This window comes from Spirosoma endbachense (assembly GCF_010233585.1).
Lineage (GTDB): Bacteria > Bacteroidota > Bacteroidia > Cytophagales > Spirosomataceae > Spirosoma > Spirosoma endbachense.
Map to the genome: position 1 here is coordinate 6,582,219 of NZ_CP045997.1, position 18,939 is coordinate 6,601,157.

General features: G+C 46.8%; 11 protein-coding genes and 1 tRNA gene. 4 read left to right on the forward strand and 8 right to left on the reverse strand.

The window, feature by feature from the left end; all coding sequences use genetic code 11:
* Window positions 1-12: 12 nt before the first annotated feature.
* Window positions 13-1,317: an enolase C-terminal domain-like protein gene (locus GJR95_RS26920; protein ID WP_162388799.1), complete on the forward strand. Its 1,305-nt coding sequence runs from the start codon at window positions 13-15 to the stop codon at window positions 1,315-1,317.
* A 116-nt stretch (window positions 1,318-1,433) separates the two neighbouring features.
* Here the strand turns inward: GJR95_RS26920 and GJR95_RS26925 are convergent, their stop codons facing one another.
* From GJR95_RS26925 to GJR95_RS26935, 3 genes are all read right to left on the reverse strand, one after another.
* Window positions 1,434-2,186, reverse strand: coding sequence for a succinate dehydrogenase/fumarate reductase iron-sulfur subunit (locus GJR95_RS26925; protein ID WP_162388800.1), 753 nt, complete (start codon window positions 2,184-2,186; stop codon window positions 1,434-1,436).
* Window positions 2,187-2,276: 90 nt separating this feature from the next.
* On the reverse strand, window positions 2,277-4,214 hold the full coding sequence (locus GJR95_RS26930; RefSeq protein WP_162388801.1) for a fumarate reductase/succinate dehydrogenase flavoprotein subunit: 1,938 nt from the start codon (window positions 4,212-4,214) through the stop codon (window positions 2,277-2,279).
* A 93-nt stretch (window positions 4,215-4,307) separates the two neighbouring features.
* Window positions 4,308-5,003, reverse strand: a complete 696-nt coding sequence (locus GJR95_RS26935) for a succinate dehydrogenase cytochrome b subunit (RefSeq protein WP_162388802.1) — start codon at window positions 5,001-5,003, stop codon at window positions 4,308-4,310.
* Window positions 5,004-5,418: 415 nt separating this feature from the next.
* Between GJR95_RS26935 and fabD the strand changes: the two genes are divergently transcribed.
* From fabD to GJR95_RS26950, 3 genes are all read left to right on the forward strand, one after another.
* Window positions 5,419-6,294: an ACP S-malonyltransferase gene (gene fabD / locus GJR95_RS26940; RefSeq protein WP_162388803.1), complete on the forward strand. Its 876-nt coding sequence runs from the start codon at window positions 5,419-5,421 to the stop codon at window positions 6,292-6,294.
* 116 nt (window positions 6,295-6,410) lie between these two features.
* Window positions 6,411-6,481: transfer RNA gene (locus GJR95_RS26945), tRNA-Gln, on the forward strand.
* 375 nt (window positions 6,482-6,856) lie between these two features.
* Window positions 6,857-7,534 carry a TetR/AcrR family transcriptional regulator gene (locus GJR95_RS26950; protein WP_162388804.1) on the forward strand — a complete coding sequence of 226 codons (678 nt, stop codon included), beginning with the start codon at window positions 6,857-6,859 and terminating at the stop codon, window positions 7,532-7,534.
* A gap of 82 nt (window positions 7,535-7,616) precedes the next feature.
* Here GJR95_RS26950 and GJR95_RS26955 read toward each other — a convergent pair whose 3' ends face one another.
* The 5 genes from GJR95_RS26955 to GJR95_RS26975 all read right to left on the reverse strand — a co-directional run bounded on the left by GJR95_RS26955 (window position 7,617) and on the right by GJR95_RS26975 (window position 18,814).
* Window positions 7,617-9,671, reverse strand: a complete 2,055-nt coding sequence (locus GJR95_RS26955) for a glycoside hydrolase family 65 protein (protein WP_162388805.1) — start codon at window positions 9,669-9,671, stop codon at window positions 7,617-7,619.
* A 208-nt stretch (window positions 9,672-9,879) separates the two neighbouring features.
* Window positions 9,880-10,545 (reverse strand): hypothetical protein, encoded by a 666-nt coding sequence (locus GJR95_RS26960; RefSeq protein ID WP_232540874.1) that lies wholly within the window; start codon window positions 10,543-10,545, stop codon window positions 9,880-9,882.
* A gap of 95 nt (window positions 10,546-10,640) precedes the next feature.
* Complete coding sequence (locus tag GJR95_RS26965; protein WP_162388806.1) at window positions 10,641-11,996, reverse strand: vanadium-dependent haloperoxidase; 1,356 nt, start codon at window positions 11,994-11,996, stop codon at window positions 10,641-10,643.
* A 111-nt stretch (window positions 11,997-12,107) separates the two neighbouring features.
* A complete protein-coding gene (locus GJR95_RS26970; protein WP_162388807.1) occupies window positions 12,108-15,458 on the reverse strand; it encodes a VCBS repeat-containing protein in 3,351 nt (1,116 codons plus the stop codon).
* Window positions 15,455-18,814, reverse strand: coding sequence for a VCBS repeat-containing protein (locus tag GJR95_RS26975; protein WP_162388808.1), 3,360 nt, complete (start codon window positions 18,812-18,814; stop codon window positions 15,455-15,457). The genes GJR95_RS26970 and GJR95_RS26975 overlap by 4 nt, the downstream gene beginning before the upstream one ends.
* Window positions 18,815-18,939: the final 125 nt, after the last annotated feature.

Genomic DNA, 18,939 nt, shown 5'->3' on the forward strand with positions numbered 1-18,939 from the left:
AATAAAACCACTATGCAGTACAAAACAGGGCCCCGAATTGCTCAAATCCACATTACTCCCATTGCCATTGTTGACCCTCCCCTGCTGAATGCTGCGGGTTTACATGCGCCCTATGCCTTGCGCACAATAGTCGAACTGGTAACGGATGACAACATTTCGGGCATCAGTGAAATTCCGGGCAACAAAGATATCGATGCCGCGCTCGAAGCATCCAGAAGTTTGCTGATTGGGAAAGACGTATTCCAGCTTAATGACATCAGGCAGGTGCTGGTCAATCAGTTTGGAATCGAAACCGCAGCAGACCGGGGAGAAACACCCTGGGATCAACGAAAACTGGTTCATATTTTTAGTGCCATTGAAGTCGCCTGTCTCGATATTATCGGGAAAGTTACGGGTCGCCCGGTTGTTGATCTTTTGGGTGGAAAAATGCGTGATCGGGTTCCTTTTTCGGCTTATCTGTTTTATAAATACGAAGGGGCTGGTGGAGAACTGGCGTTCAAAACTGATCCGGCTGCGCAGGGATGGGCAGCCGCCCGGCAAGCCAGTGCTCTGAATCCTGCCGAAATTGTGGCCCAGGCCAAAGCCATGTGTGCCGAGTTTGGCTTCCAGTCGATCAAGCTGAAAGGTGGTGTCTTTGAACCCCAGCAGGAGGTCGATGCGATGTTTGCGTTACACGAAGCTTTTGGCCCCGGCGTACCGTTACGGGTTGATCCAAATGCACTCTGGACGGTCGAAACCTCTATTCAATATGGCCGACAGATGGAGCCAATTCTTGAATACCTGGAAGATCCGACCCGAGGCCAGGAAAACATGGCAAAGGTTAGAAAAGCGATTAAAACGCCACTGGCTACAAACATGTGTACGACCTCGTTTGAAGACATTCCGAACAGTATTGCTATTGGATCGGAAGACATCATTCTAAGCGATCACCATTTTTGGGGCGGTTTGCGGGCATCCATCACCCTGGCGGGTATATGCGAAACGTTTGGGCGAGGATTGTCGATGCACTCCAATAGCCATCTAGGAATTTCATTAGCGGCTATGGTCCATCTGGGTGGTGCCCTGCGCGATGTACCTTACGCGCTGGATACACACTACCCCTGGCAATCCGATGAAATCGTTACCTCAGGCCGTTTTAAATTCGAAGATGGGTCGGTAGCGGTTCCGCAGGAGCCAGGTCTGGGTGTTGAATTGGACCGGGACGCACTGGCAAAACTTCACCAGAATTATCTGGACTGTGGATTGACGAAACGTGATGATCAGGTGGAAATGCAGAAAGTACAACCGGGCTGGACATTTAAATCGGTACGCTGGTAATCCAGTCAATTTGACTAAAAACCCACAAAATACAGCTGTGCCGTTGCTATTAAATGAAAATGTCCGGACTTCCACGAAAAAGTCCGGACTTTTTATAGATACCGATTATACGTTTACTAGGCGTTGTTCGAGGTCAGTTTCGCGCCAAGATACTCGCGATTCATGCGGGCAATGTGATCAAGCGAAATTGATTTGGGACACTCTACCGAGCAGGCACCTGTAAACGAACACGCGCCAAAACCTTCGGCGTCCATTTGCGCAACCATACGCTCGGCCCGCTCTTTATGTTCTGCCTGCCCCTGTGGCAGGATGGCCAACTGCGATACTTTAGCCGAAACAAATAGCATAGCCGATGCATTTTTGCAGGCAGCTACACAGGCTCCACAACCAATACAGGCAGCGGCATCCATCGCTTCATCGGCAATAGTCCGGGGAATAAGAATCTCATTCGCATCACGCGCCGATCCTGTGTTAACCGATACATAGCCACCCGATTGAATGATCCGGTCAAATGCCGAGCGATCGACCATCAGGTCTTTGATTACCGGGAATGCCCGCGCCCGCCAGGGTTCCACCACAATCGTATCGCCATCGTTGAACGAACGCATGTGCAGCTGGCAGGTTGTTGCCCCCGTCTGTGGACCATGTGCGCGCCCGTTGATGTACATGGAACAGGTGCCGCAGATACCTTCGCGACAGTCGTGATCGAACGTTACGGGGTCTTCACCTTTTCGGGTAAGGGAATCGTTCAATACGTCGAACATTTCCAGAAACGACATATCTTCCGATACATTATCGAGATGGTATTCGACTAGTTTACCTTCTGTATTGCTATTTTTCTGTCTCCAGACTTTTAGGTTAATTTTCATTGTTTGAGAGTCTTCCGTTTTCAGTTTTCAGTTTTCAGTTGGTCATTACGCCAACCGCTAACTGAAAGCTGAAAACTCGTCGCTGAAAACTTATTTATAACTCCGCTGGGTCAGTTTCACGTTCTCGAACACCAGTTCTTCTTTGTTAAGCACTTCAGGCTTGTCGTCTCCCTGATATTCCCAGGCAGCAACATAGGCATAATTGGCATCATCGCGGAGGGCTTCACCATCGGGGGTCTGGTATTCCTCGCGGAAGTGTCCACCACAGGACTCATTCCGATTGAGAGCATCCTCAACCATTAATGCGCCTAATTCGATAAAGTCTGCTACGCGTGATGCCTGCTCCAGAGCCTGGTTCATTTCCTGCGACTCGCCCAGCACTTTTACATTCGTCCAGAATTCTTTTTTGAGCGCCTTGATTTTCTCACGGGCTATTGTCAGTCCTTCGGCAGTACGCCCCATTCCGCAGTACTCCCACATGATGTGGCCCAGCTCCTTATGCAAATCATCAACAGGCCGCTCACCTTTGATAGCTAATAAGCGATCGATCTGGTCATGTATTTTCTTTTCCGCTTCCTTAAAGACTGGCGCATCAACAGGCAGTTTGTCGGCAGGACCGATCGTCGCCAGATAATCACCGACAGTGTAGGGAATCACGAAATAACCATCGGCCAGCCCCTGCATCAATGCTGAAGCGCCTAGTCGGTTCGCACCGTGATCGGAGAAGTTTGCCTCACCAAGTGCATATAGGCCAGGAATCGTGGTCATTAAGTTATAATCTACCCACAAGCCACCCATCGTGTAGTGAACGGCCGGATAGATCATCATCGGCGTTTCGTACGGGTTTTCGCCAGTGATTTTTTCGTACATCTCGAAGAGGTTGCCGTATTTGGCTTCAATGGTCTTTTGGCCATCGCGTTTGATCGCATCGGCAAAGTCCAGGTATACTGCCAAACCGGTTTTACTCACGCCACGGCCTTCATCACAGACGTATTTGGCATTACGCGATGCGACATCGCGCGGCACGAGGTTACCGAATGAAGGATAACGGCGTTCGAGGAAGTAATCACGGGCATCTTCTGCCAGATCAGTGGCTTTTAGCTGACCTTTCTGAATTTTTTGCGCGTCTTCTTTTGATTTGGGTGCCCAAACCCGACCATCATTCCGTAGCGACTCCGACATCAGCGTCAGTTTCGACTGATAATGGCCCGATACCGGAATACAGGTTGGGTGAATCTGTGTGAAACAAGGATTACCGAACAGAGCTCCTTTTTTGTGAGCACGCCATGCAGCCGTGGCATTCGACCCCATCGCATTGGTCGACAGGTAGAATACGTTGCCATAGCCTCCTGTGCAAAGGAGAACGGCGTGGCCCGAATGTGACTCAATTTTACCAGTAATCAGGTTCCGGGTGATAATGCCTCTCGCTTTGCCGCCTTCAACGACAAGGTCAAGCATTTCGGTACGGGGAAACAATTTCACCTTCCCATTGGCCACCTGACGGCTCAAGGCCGAGTAGGCACCTAACAGCAACTGCTGCCCGGTCTGGCCACGAGCGTAGAACGTACGAGACACCTGCGAGCCCCCGAATGACCGGTTTGCCAGTAGACCGCCGTACTCTCGGGCAAACGGCACTCCCTGAGCTACGCACTGATCAATAATATTGACACTGACTTCGGCAAGCCGATGGACGTTTCCTTCGCGAGCGCGGTAGTCGCCCCCTTTAATCGTATCATAAAACAGCCGAAACACGCTATCACCATCATTCTGGTAGTTCTTAGCGGCATTTATACCGCCCTGAGCCGCAATAGAGTGCGCCCGGCGCGGACTATCCTGAAAGCAAAATGCTTTAACATTATAACCTAGTTCGGCCAGCGATGCAGCAGCCGATGCGCCTGCCAGACCTGTACCAACGACAATAATATCGTATTTCCGCTTGTTGGCCGGATTTACCAGTTTCAAGCCGAATTTCTGCCGTGCCCACTTTTCGGCTAAAGGGCCTTCGGGAATTTTAGACTCCAGTTTCATTCCTTCTAAAAAGTAAAAGGCGAAAGAGTGGAAGAGTGGAAGGATGACTGGAAGATTACCGGTCGCCCTTTCGCTCATTCGCTCTTTCACTCATTAAATAATTCCATGAACCTGTAAAAACACGTAGATCGGCATCGCTGCAAAAGCGGCAGGAATGATTATCGCAAAAAAGTATTTGCCCACAAATTCAATCAGGGGGGTGTATTTCTTATGCCGAAGACCAAGCGTTTGAAAGCCGCTCTGAAAACCGTGCGCCAGGTGATAGCCTATGGCAACCATGCAAACGACATAGAGGAGTACGTACCACCACTGGCTAAAAGCTACTTTCACAACTGCATACAAGTCTTTGTACTGCTTACCATCATATTCGGCCATCGGAACAGATCCAAAGTGCATCTCGTACCAGAATGTCCGCATGTGAATGATAATAAACAGCAACAGGATTGTGCCCAGAATACCCATGTTACGTGACGACCAGTCACTGTTCGATTCGGGCTTACTGTATGCATATTTCACCGGTCGCGATGCCTGATTATGGCGGGTTAGTATCCAGGCCATAAGTGCGTGTACCAGAATGGACGTATACAGCAGATAAGAGACAGTAAGGATAAGCGGATTGTGGGTCATGAAGTACGTGTACTCATTAAAAGCCCGTCCATTATCCCCTTTGAAAAGCTGTAAATTACCAGCCATGTGAACTATCAGAAAGGTACTGAGAAAAAGCCCCGTCAGCGACATGATAACCTTTCGGCCGAGGGAGCTGGATAGTGTTTGTATTACCCAAGCCATATGGTAAATGACACGAAAATTTAGTGGTAAACTATTGAAAAAAAGCCGATTTAAACGGCGCATCAAAGCTAAAGCACAAACCCCATGCAAACAACTTTACGGCCCATTTTCAACGAACTTCTGTCTAATATAGAGCCGGTAAAAATTAGACAAACGGGCTACTTTCATAACAGAGTGTGCCAAATTTTTGTTTGCTTCCACAGGCGAAAAACAGGCGAATGAGTCGAATGTATCCTATCCATTAAACAGACTATTAGTGCCAACAGCCGAGACTACTGATAATCAATCGTTTATTCGCAAGAAGAGTCTATTTCTTGAATAAACGCAGGAAGTCATGTTATTTTGCCGATCACATGGGTACTAATTAACAGCCATTTTTCACGCAATCACCTGTCATTAGTTTGTCTCCTATCTTATGAAAGCATACGTATTTCCTGGCCAGGGCTCCCAGTTTCGGGGTATGGGTCGCGACATCTACCAAAACTCCGAAGCAGCTCGTAAACTCTTCGACCAGGCGAATCAACTATTGGGCTATGATTTGACCCGGATTATGTTCGAAGGAACAGACGAAGAGCTAAAACAAACCATTTACACACAGCCAGCAGTGTTACTTCATGGCGTTGTGTTGGCCCTTACTGCGGAATCGTTTGCTCCTGACATGGTAGCAGGGCACTCACTTGGTGAACTATCTGCCCTGACGGCGGCTGGTGCATTATCGTTCGAAAATGGCCTGAAACTGGCTTCTATTCGGGCAACGGCCATGCAGAAAGCCTGTGAACTGGCGCCGTCCAGCATGGCCGCCGTATTGGGTTTAGCCGATGATGTGATAGAGCAAATTTGTGCTGGAATTACCAGTGAAATTATAGTACCTGCCAATTACAACTGTCCCGGACAGGTTGTGATTTCGGGCAGTATTGCGGGTATTGAACTGGCCGCTGAGCAACTTAAGGCCGCCGGGGCTAAACGTGTTTTACCCCTGGCAGTAGGTGGCGCATTTCATTCTCCCTTTATGGAGCCCGCCCGCGAAGAATTTGCAAACGCCGTCGAAGCGATGTCATTTAGCGAGGCCAGCTGCCCAGTTTATCAGAACGTAAACGCTCAGCCAACGAAAGATCCGAGCACAATAAAAGCGAACCTGATTGCCCAGTTAACGGCGCCGGTCCGGTGGACCCAGTCGGTTGAACAAATGGCAGCCGATGGCGCAACTGAATTTATTGAATGCGGTCCGGGAAAAGTTTTACAGGGACTAATAAAAAAAATAGTATCAACTGCCGCAGTAGCATCCATATAAGCAAAAATACTGGCTGATAGTCAGCACAAAGCCGGGAGAGCGAAGCAAAAATCAGATTTTTTTGAGGCAGGTACTTGTTTTTGACACATTCAGCCTGTTATCTTTGCACTCGCAATTGCCCGATCGTCTAAGGGTAGGACGACAGATTTTGGTTCTGTTTGTGGAGGTTCGAATCCTTCTCGGGCAACAAAAAAGCCGCTTAATGTAAATTAGGCGGCTTTTTTCATTTATTAGTTGTCAAAAAACCAAAAATGGATACTTCAATTTGTTGCATTATAAATACTATTTAATTTGCTAATTGTGCAAGAAATGATTATTATTGCCAAGGTAGTAACCAGAAGTGACAATAGCTGCTGGTTTGTAACAAAGCGAATTTATAATTGATTATAAGATCATTTAACAAAATTCGTTTTGTTCATACAGAATAATAGGTGATATAATTCGTGTTAATACTGATAATTTATCGTTACAATTTTGCCGTACACACAATCTCAATGTGACCGTGCCTTTCTGTTTACGTCAGATTGATATAATGTTTTGAATTTTAATGCATTTTAGATACATGGAGAAGGACGAGAAGGTCAGACGCAACCGCGCTAAAACAACTCAGCGCATCGTAGAAGCGTTAGAAGAAGTCATTGCAGAGCGGGGTCTGGAAGGAGTTGGAGTCAATCGGGTTGCAGAAAAGGCTAATGTCAGTAAAGTGCTGATTTATCGCTACTTCGGCGGTATGGAAGGGCTTCTGGAATACTATGTAAAAATGGGCAAATTATTCCCAGTATTCAATCCAGCTGTCTTAGACCAAATTCGTCCTTTACAAGAGTCTGATGTGGCTCGTATCTGGTATCGCCAGGTTATCCAGACCTACCGTTACTTCCGTACGTTTAAAGCAGCCCGTGAAATCCTGAAAGCAACTGTTATCGAAAATGATTCGATTGCAGAAACAACAGCAAGAGCACAAGACGAAGAAATGACACGTCTTGTCGAGCAGCTTTCATTCGTTAAGGGGGCCGATACACAAGCCATTTCGGCAATTGTTCTTGGTGCTATGACCTACCTAACGATCATGGCTCAGAACGATCGTACCATGATCAGTATTGATCTTCGGAGCGAAGAAGGATGGAAACGCATCGAAAATGCCGTTAAAACCATTTATATCGCTCTGAATAAAATGGCGATTCAATCAAAAGAGGTTAATCTGGAGTTACAGTCGGCTCATCTGCCAATGGCTCAGTGGTAAGTTTTAGTTTAAACAAGTTGAGCTTTCAAGTTACAGATTAGCACTAATCTGTAACTTGAAAGCTCAACTTGTTTAAAACGATTTACTGCACCTGTACAGTTTTTAAGTCAGGCCCAATTCCTTTTATCGTTAGCGATTTCCATTTTTTTGGCAACTTTGTTTTAAGTTGTGTAATACCGCTGTCTGAAATTTCAAGCCCACCAAACCCATTCAGCACCGCTTGCAGCATACCACCCGCTCCTGTTGCAAAATAAGGGTTTGTTCCACCAGCGGTTTCGGCCAATACATTAAACGGTGGTACTTCATTCGGTTTATAGCTCTTCACAAACCAATCATAAGCTTTATCGGGATTACCAAGACGAGCGTGTAGCGTCGATAAAACCGACCAGCCCATAGCCGGACCATCGGGTGAATAGCGGGGTTCATAGTAGGCAAGATCTTTTTTAATCGAATTTTCATCGGCTATGATATGAAGCGGATAAGCCAGCAGATTGACATCAGCCTGTTTGATCATAACTCCGTCGTACGTGCGATTTTCCTTCGTTACACCATCCGGAAATTTCAGAATTGGTAGATTGTCGGCAACAAGTTTCCAGTCTGGATCCGGCGTTACTCCTAACTCCTGAGCCGCTTGTATGGCATACTCCAGCGACGTTTTAGCCATACCGTTCGTGAACGCGTTGTCGTCGATGTTTTCCTGCCACTCATTTGCGCCAATGACGTTGTTAATGTGAAACTTGCCTGGGCCTTCACGCTCTACACGGCTACTCCAGAAAGCTGCCACTTCTTTTAGCATTGGGTAGCCACGCGTACGAAGCCATTCTTTGTCTTTCGTTACCTGGTAATACTTCCAGAAAGACCAGCCAACACAACCCGTAATATGTTGCTGAAAGGGGCCTGTCAGCGCCCATACGGGCGTAGCTTCCTGCCCATCAGTATCCGACTCCCAGGGGAACATAACGCCCGCATAGCCATGACTGAATGCATTTTGCCTGGCCATCGACATCCGTTCAAAGCGATATTCCAGCATTGATCTCGCGATTTCGGGCTTTAGGGTTAAAATGGGCGGATACATCCACAATTCCGTATCCCAGAAGACGTGACCATTATAGCCAAGCCCCGATAACCCCATTGGCGACAGGCTATAACCGGTTCCCTCCCGGACAAATGAATACAGGTGATACAGTGCTGAGCGAACAGCGCGCTGGGCATCCGGATCACCGTCTATAATAATGTCGCTTCGCCAGAGCTTAGCCCATTCTGCGTTGTGACGAATAAGCAATCGCTCCGTACGTTCCAGAGCGGCAAAGAGCGTAAGCCTTTCCGCTTCGTTATGCGGATCGGCGGTGTGTGCCGTCGATGATACAGAACCCACTACACTGAACCGATACGTTGTTCCGGCTTTCAGGCGTTTTTTGAACTTGGCCAGATGCATGTTGTAATCCCAGTCTTCATGAATCACATCGGGTTCCTGGCCATGAGGCTCCTCAAAAATGAAGCTATTGGAAGCAGCAACGGTATGCCGTCCGGAAGGGCTTTTAGCCACTGAGGTCAGTAACCGAATCGTGACGTGTGAGCGGTCGATCTCCGAATAAAAATTCTTTACTTCTTTAAGGTTCTCGGGGGTTTCGATCACACTCATCGGGCTAATTTCACAATCTTTTCTGGCCGTAATTTCGACCATTGTCAATTGCGAAAATGGCAGATGACGCAATGCCATCATCGTTTGCCGAACACTTACTTTATCTTTAAAATCAAACGTAGTTGTTAAGGCCGCCTTCTGCATATCAAGCGTTTGGCGGTAATTACTGATGTCTTTCGACCCAAGCCGCTGCCCATCTACATCGAGGTTCATATTGGCAAAATTGAACACTTTCAGGATATTCGAGACACGACCACGGCCATAGGTATCAAAAGCGCCATTTAATACCACGTCTTTCACTTTCATTGGCTCCGGCGACGACACAAGGCCAATCATTCCATTGGCCACTGTTATGCCGTAATAGTTAGCAGGATTGATATTCTGACCTACAATCTGCCAGCCCGCATTGTCGACTTGCGCAGTTGCCGTTAGAGAAAGCGTATAAGCTGCCAGCAGGAAGCCGCTCACAATTAGTTTTCTATCCATAAATGCCATCAATTAAATAATAGCTAAAAATAATACCATTTTTCAGGATAAATGGCTTATTCGATCGGCTTCGGAGAATTCGAACGTTAAGGTCAATTCGCTACGGATATTTCCGATGGACAATGCCGAAATCGTTGACCAGGATTTCGTTCATCTTTCGAAGGACACTTAAGTTGATAAAAGACCGAATTTCCAGCAATAATCTCGGCTTATTCGCTTATCGGCCGTGCGCATGTCCCGATCGGCCGGTTCGGCCTACCCGAGGTCTACCCACACGAATTAGCGCCCCGGAATCGGTACGCATCAGTCCATAACGGATGCAAATTCCGTAGAATGTTTTCGATGCGTCGGTGGTTTCGTTGCTAAAGTCGTAGTAGCCTGTTGTCAGGCCAATTCCCAGGCGAGGGGCAACCTGAGCGATAATATTGTAGGTAAGCTCCAGCATCAGGCTTCCCTGCTGATCGAAGACCCGGCCAGCTCCAATTGTCATCTCATTGGCAAAGACACCGTAATTGGCAACATCCATCGTTACCCGGCCTTCAACGAACAGCGTAGAATCCGGACGCAGTGAATTTCGCCCAAAAACAATACCCAGGTCAATTACATTGAATGTTTTACCAATCTCAATACTCTGTGCAATACGATCTTTGGGCTTTCCGGCCCCTGTATAAATCAAAAATGGCGAAGAACGCACATACCATGGAGCTGCTTTAAAATTAAAAACCGAGCGCGTTGAATCTTCCGGCGAACGGCTAAGGGTACGATAAGTATCTCTATTTTGATCGGCTCGCGTTTTTGTCGAATCTGCTGATGACTGCGCTTGCAGTTTTGTTGTCTGCGCCGATAAAATGATGCTAAACAATGCCAGAAAACGTATTACCATAGCAGACAAAGTGCGTTATGAGCGTATAACTTGCCAATTACTAAAAAAAAGAACCGCCTTTAACGAGCGGTTCTTTTTTAAGCATCTTTTAATTGCTACCGACTGGCTACGGCCGATCTCCTGGTATGAATTTTTTGGATAACCCACTTGCCGACCTGCTCCCCTTCAATCTGTCCATTCACTAGTGCCGATCTATAGTGAATGCCACCATACATCCGGCTAATCGACGCTTCATCGGCAGCATCCCGGAACGACTTAAACGACCGGACACCATGCCCATATTGAAACTCGGTTGAGTCAGTAAAGGCAACATTGTCGCCCATGAGGCTTGTCAATACCGTAGCCGCTGCGGTTGAAATCACACTGTGGCCGCTGGGATATTCGGGAAAGGGCGGTGTTTGAAGAAAGGGCGTCCATTTAGGGTCAATAGACTTGTTGATAACTGTTTCGGGCCGAACCGTTTTACTCCGGTATTTTTCGTCCCAGCAGGAAATGAAACCATCGGTCAACGCAAATGAAGTAAGAGCATATGCCTCAACAGTTTGTATCATAGTCAGCTTTTTCTGCCGGGCCACAGTTTGGGCAATTCCCAGCCAATGGCCGCCGGGAGTCATTTTCTTACTGGCATACATAACATGGCCAGCTACATTCATTACAAAGGCATTATCGTCCCAGAAATAGGCAATGTCCTGCTTCTGTTTATCGAGGGTTTTTCCGGTTTGATACACTTCATCCAGTTCTTTTTCATAAGGACTTCCCTTTTTTAAACTATACGGTAAAGGGCGTGGTGGCATGAACTGATTGCAGGTATCCATTGCCCAACAGCGTATTTTGTTCCATTGCGGTTCGGCAGCATCCATATAGGCTGGGGGCGTTGGTACCCAAGTTCCTTCTTCGTTGGTAACGGTATGCTTAAAACCGCGGGTTTGCTTGTAGTTATCCTTCGCTGCATAATCCAGAATATGCTTGGCAATCGTTTCTCCGTAAGCCATCGAACGATCGTAAACGTCATCAGGAAGGCCATCTTTTTTATACTGTTGGTAAAATGGCTTTTCAAATTCGTCATAGTATTCAACAGTGAACGTGAGTGCACGCGCAACGGTCAGTAATGCATGTATACTGGCGAGTGGAAAACAATACTCCTTCCCAGCCTGGGGCTTCGGGCTTGCCTGAAATCGTTTCAATTTCCCACCTAATGACTCATATTGAGCATCGTCAGGCACAAGTGCTTCATAACCCGCCAGGTTGGCATACGCATAAATCCGACTGGCAACTGGTGGTGAAAAGATATCGTGAATAATGACCTGTGTCAGTTTGTTTAATGCCACATTATAGTTTTCTGGATTAGCAGCCCTGGCCTTGTATTCGGCTGGAGAAGCAGGCTTCTGACAACTGGCAACTGTTACCAGCAGGATGGCCAGTAGAAGACTGAATCGACGCGAAAAGTTCATACTCTAGTTTGACAAGTTAATACGGAATCAGCTCAGTTATTGATTAACCAATTGTTACAAAATTAAGGGAAAATATCGGACAAAACGGAGTTAACTACTGATTCTGCCTAATTACAACGGTTTGAAGAGCTGTATTCCCATTCCATTCCGAGCAACGGCAATCAGTAACCCTTTTGGGGTCTGAATGGGGCGAATATCGCGAATTTCACCATTGAGCAGAAATCCAGAATCTACAGGCGACAACGCGATAAAATTCCCTTTTCCATCGTTCTTCAATACTAATCCATAACTCGCATCGTAACGCCCCTGATACATACTAACACCATAGAAGTTCCCACCGCCTAACACGTCGAGATCGCCGTCGTTGTCAATATCTATAGCCTGTAGCGCAAATAGCTTCGATACCTGCGCCATCAAGGGTAGTTCATGGATAATAAACTTACCATTTTGGTTTTCCAGATAAATCGACGCGAATTGATTAACGGAATACTCCTCAGCCCCTTTTAAATCATCGGCTTTCAAGACATTATCCAGGGTCTTGCCCGCAAATGACACATAATCGGTGAATCGCTTATTAATAATGCCGGGCATCTGCTTACCCAACTCATCTTTAAACGCCAATGGATACCAGTCCTTTCCACGATTATAGGCTATGATTTGCTCCGTACTTTGATTTCCGTCTATATCTTTCACCCACATGCGTAACTGCGAATCGGGCGCCTTTCGAAATTTGGTATTCGTTCCAAGATTACCCGCCATCAGATCAATATCGCCATCGCGATCAAAATCCGCAGCAATGACTCGCTGGTAGAATCCGTTTAAGGGAATCTCGTCTGTCGTGATCGGTTTGACTTCAGAAAACCTGCCTTTGTCATTGGCAAAAATGCGGATAGGCATCCAGTCACCGGCCAAAATCAGATCCTGATCTTTATCGCCGTCGTAATCGGCCCAAACAGCATCCGTAATCATTCCGGCTTTACGCAATCCGGTAGCAAGCTTATCGGTCTGATCTGAAAACTTACCTTTCCCATCATTAATGAGCAGATACGAACCAGGTGATTTCCCGTAATTGAATCCCACAACTCGCCCGCCAACAAACAAGTCCAGATCACCATCGCGGTCAATATCAAATGGCCGAACACAACTTTTATTATCGTACATGGTCGGTAACGCATTGGCCGAACGGCTGAAACGCCCCCGCCCATCGTTCAGATAAAGTCGATCAAACTGCTCGGTCATCTGGCCGTAGAACTCGTTTCCTCCCGATACGACATATAAATCCAGGTCTTTGTCGCCATCGGCATCGAAGAAAACGGCATCTACGTCTTCGTACGTTGAGTCACGAATAAAGTCCGGTTGATTCGATGGAATAAATCGACCACTAGGTTGCTGGACCAATAAACTTCCCGCCTGCCATTTGGCTCCGCCTGCATATACATCAGCTAAACCATCGCCATTTACATCACCAATGGCCAGATGCGGCCCTTCCGTCGATACTTTAAATGGCATTAATGACTCGCGGACGAAATCGAAATAGTCACTATTTTCGAGATGACGATAGGGAATTGAATCTACTTTTGTAACATCGGCAAAGCGTGCTTGCATAGCGGGCGCTGTATACCGAAAGGTTGTTCCATCGAGTTTCGCATCGGCTTGATTCAGAATGATCGGCTGGTTGCTTTTCACGTTTTTGCGAACTTCCATGCGCTGAGTTGGCCAGATCACGATCAGCGAGTCAATGCTGTCATGATGGCCAAGACCAAATAATAATTCAGGAGCTACTGACGACTCAAAACCCCGTGTTGGCATCAGCTGCTGCATCTGCAGAGCGTTTCCCTGCTGCGAATCTCTATATTTCAAAATGACCTTCGCACCAATCCCAAACGTATTCGGAGAATCACCTTTCAATTTAACCGTCAGGTATTTGTTGTCAGGAAATAGTGAATTGGCTTCATTGCGGTACAGCCCGGCAGGATCATTGACATTATTGGTTACTATATCCAGATCGCCGTCATTGTCCAGATCAGCGTATACGGCCCCGCACGACAGCGTTGGTTGCGAAAAACCCCAGGCGGCCGATTTATCATCGAACTGGAGTCTGGCGGTTCCCCGATACAGATAGTTCGCTATTTTGCCTTCAGGCATGGACTGAATGGCCTTTTCATCGAGTTTCGACGATGCACCAAGCTCACTCTGTAACGACTCATTAGAAATATATTTGACGTAGTCCAGGTTGTTAGGCCGTCGGGCAATTCCATTCGCAACGAAGAGGTCTTTGATACCATCATTGTCATAATCGGCCAACAAGGGCGACCAGCTCCAGTCGGTAGCTGCTACACCTGCCATTACGCCTACATCCATGAATTTTTGCCCCGACAGGCTAATCTGCAAACAATTACGGCTGTATTGATTCATGTAACCGTATGAGAGTTTATACCGGTAAATATCCAGTGGATCTTCGCCCTGTGAGGCTTTTTCGACCGCTTCGTCGGCGGGGTACATGTCCAGTGTCATTACATCAGGATACCCGTCGTTGTTTACATCCGCAATGTCGTTGCCCATCGAAAAGCGGCTGGTATGCTGGAACGCCTGCCGGATACTTTCTACAAAACCGCCTTTGTGGTTATTAACGTAGTAATAGTCATCTTCGTGAAAATCATTAGAGACGTATAAATCTTCCCAACCGTCGGCATTCAGGTCGGCGATCGAGATACCTAGCCCATAACCCATTGCAGCCCCAAAAATGCCAGCCTGTTCACTAACATCAATAAAGTGCCCTTTGTCGTTTCGAAACAGGTAATCGCCCGACTCCTGGTTTCGGTCGTTACGAGTCGTTACACGATCAAAGCTTCGGGACGTATGAACAGCATGATTCAGTAGAAAACAGTCTAAATCGCCGTCATGATCATAGTCGAAAAAAGCGGCCTGGGTCGAGAACCCGGAAAACGAAAGTCCATATTCAGTTGCTCGCTCCGTAAACGTTGGCACACCATCTGAACCAGGGCCATTGTTGATGTACAATTCATTATGGCCTCGTAGACCGTTGAATTTGCTAACTGCACAAACATATACATCCAGCAAGCCATCGCTATTAACATCGGCCATCGTAACACCAGTCTGCCAATCTGCCTGACCAGCCATACCAGCTTTAGCTGTCGCGTCTGCGAATGTAAAATTCCCTTTGTTCAGGTACAGTTTGTTGGTTTCCTGATTGGAAATAAAATAAAGATCAGTCAGGCCGTCGTTATTCAAATCGCCAGCCGCTACACCGCCACCATTGTAGAAGTATAGATAATCCAAAATGGATAGGCTGTCGGTATTGTGCAGCTGATTGACAAAGCCAATGCCGGTTTTCGTCGAATCAAGTAATTGAAACAATGGCTTCTCGGCGGCAGGCTGGTTTCCCGAGCAACCGGTTAATAAGCCTGTTACCACTATAAAAAGCCCCAATAAAACCCTCATTGCCGGGGTCCTTTCGTTAGCGAAAAGACCTGCGCCCGATCGTTATTTTTGGCCAGGATGATGAACGGTTTTCCATTAGCTCCATGTCCAGTCTGCATTCTACGCACTTGTCCGCGAACAAAAAAGCCCGTATCCCTGGGCTTCCTCGCCGTAAACTCGCCTTTACCATTACCTGTTAACAAGAGTCCATAGTTAGCATCGTAACGCCCTAACTCAGTCAGCACATCGAAGAAATTGCCAGCCAGTAGAATGTCCATTTTACCATCATTGTCGTAGTCATCCGTCAGAATGGCATGAATCGGCGACGTCTGAGCCTGTATAGGAAGCGCTTTAAGGGTAAAATTGCCTTTACCATCATTAATCATTACCGACGTTTCGGCTTCCTGAACCATTTTAATGCTCGTTCCTTCCCGCTGCTGAGCTGAAAAAATATCCTCATAACTAGCCCTGGCATAGTCGGAGTGCTTAATGTATTTCGTTTTTATTGACGGAATACGCTTTTGCAGATCAGGTTTCTGAACCATGACGCACTCGCGACGTTCTCCATCTGAAACAGGGCGAAAACAGGTAACTACCTGCTCGTAAGATCCGTTACGATCGAAATCATTGCTGTATAAATGAGCTGGTTCTTCTTTTGAGGCAACCATACGGCTGTTCAAACCAAGATTACCAACGACAAAATCAATATCGCCATCCTGATCAAGATCAGCCGCCCGAATGGCGTTCCACCAGCCACCCGTAGCAGCCAACGTTTCGTTATCGAACCGCTCGAACCCTTTACCCTGTTTATTTTTCAGGATCGTAATTGGCATCCAGTCGCCAACCAAAATTAGATCAGGGTAATGATCGTTGTCAATATCTGACCAGACAGCATCCTTTACCATGCCGATTTCTTTCGAAAAAGGTAGTAATTCAGCAGTTGCCTTCCGAAAGTTTCCTCGGCCATCATTGACAAGTAGCAGTTGATCCGGGCTTTTACCATATTGCCCCGACACCATACGCCCACCAACGAACAAATCCTGATCACCATCGCGATCAAAGTCAGCCGCAACAACGCATGAATTATTTTCCAGGCTGCGGGGTAAGCTTTTATCCCAGGTAAAATTGCCTTTACCATCATTTCGATAAAGTCGATCGGCCAGATAATCGGGCTCATCAAACTCGTTTCCTCCCGTAGCGATATACAAATCCAGATCCTTGTCGCCATCGGCATCAAAAAAGGTTGCCCCAATATCTTCTGTATACAGCGCATCAAGCAAAAATGGCTGTTTGTCAAGGCTAAACGTTCCTGTTGGCTGCTGCATATACAAAGAACGCGGCATATTGGCGGCACCGCCCAAAAATACATCGTCGAGCCCATCCCCATTTACATCGCCAATGGCTAAGGCAGGCCCTTCCCGCGAGAGCATTTCTTTTAATAAACCATCGCGGTTATAATCAACGAACTCATTTTCTTTATGCCTGTAATCCAGGCCAGATACACCTGTTACGTCCGTAAAAAGGCGTGGCCCAGTCGTTGGCTGATTAGAAAATATGGCTGTCTGGTCTGCCTCTTTATGCGTCAGATTAAGCGTTGTATTGGCCTTTAATTGCCGAATAACCTGCTTTTTATCATCGGGCCAGATGACAGTCAGGGAATCAATTGCCGGATTATCACCCAGACCGAATACCATAGTCAAATCCACCGACGACTCAAAACCCCGGTTCGGCATTTGTTGCAGGTATTGGGTCTGCACCTGGCCATCAGTCGATTTTTGATAGACATACACTTTAGCGCCAATCGCATTCAGGTTATGTCCATTTCCGGTAAGCTTTACCCGTAGGAAGTTCTTATGGTTTTTGTCAACAGCCGTGTTTTTATAGATTGACACCGGTAAGTTGTTGTTATTGACAACTAAGTCCAGATCGCCATCATTGTCCAGGTCACCATAGGCCGAGCCATTCGAGAAGGATGGGGTACCAAGCCCCCATTCGGCTGCTTTGTTTTCAAACTGCATGCCGTTACCTACATTCCGGAATGCGTAATTAGGCAGGGGACTAGATCCCATTTTATCTACGTATTCTTTATAGTCGAATTTTTTAGTGCCTTCAATCATCGACTGCAAATCGGGATTGTCGGCCAGAAAGGCTACATAATCCTGATCAGTAAGATCTTTGAGGATGCCATTCGCGACGAAAATATCTTTTTTGCCATCCATGTCCATATCGAACAACAAGGCTCCCCAACTCCAGTCGGTAGCTGCCGTTCCAGCCATTCGACCGATTTCAGAGAATGTACCATCACCATTGTTGAGGTGAAGCATATTGCGTGGATCCTGATAAAAAAAATCGCGTGACTCTTTCAATTGCCCCAACTCGTAGCTTTCGAAGGATGTTGTCGTTTTAAGGCGGTAATCATCGTCGGGCAACATATCGGTTACGAAAATATCAAGATTACCGTCGTTATTGACATCAGCAATATCAGCCCCCATTGAGGAAAGACTGATGTGGCCCATTTCGTTTTCAACGTCCTCTTTAAACGAACCGTTTTTCTGGTTGATGTACAGATAATCCCGCTCGTAAAAATCATTAGAAATATAAATATCAGGCCAGTTATCGTTGTTAACATCGCCAATGGTAATACCTAACCCAAAACCAATCAGGCTGCCATAAATACCGGCCTGTTGGCTAACATCCTTAAATGGCTTATCAGGTCCTTCGTTCCGAAACAATTTATCGCCCCCCAGTTTATCGCGTGTGTCGCGCATATTCTGGTAACCCAGGCGATCCATTGGCGTGAAACTGTTATTCAGCAGGTACATATCCAGATCACCGTCACGATCGTAGTCGAAAAAAGCTGCGTGGGTCGAGAAACCGCCATCAACCAGACCATACTCCTTCGCTTTTTCTACAAATGTAGGCACACCCTGTCTTACGCCCTGATTAATATATAATTGGTTTCCCCGCTCATCGCGGCTACCGGAGTTACACACATAAATATCGAGTAGTCCGTCGCCGTTCACATCCGCAAACGTGATGCCCGTTGACCAGAACTTCTTACTCAGAATCCCTGCTTTCCGGGTAATATCGTCAAACTTCATCCCGCCTTTGTTGAGATAAAGCTTATTTTCTTCAAAATTGGACGTTAGAAACAGGTCAGGCAGGCCGTCATTGTTAACGTCTCCAATAGCAACTCCGCCCCCATTATAGAAATTACGATAGCTGAAAATGTTAAAATCCTTTTTATCGAGGCTCCTGTTTACAAAGTTTATACCCGTTTCACTCGCGGGTAATGCCTCGAAAAGGGTATTAGTATTGCTATGGCACGATAATAGTCCAAGTAGACTAGCAGCCAATAGACCCAATTTTTTTGTCATTATCTAACTCAATTAATCAAGTTACATTCCACTGAATCGCCTGTTATTACGGCAAGGCATCGATTGTTTGCTTAGATGATATAGGGTTTTCGCTTAGATGCGTGCCACCGCAGCCGCGGACGGTG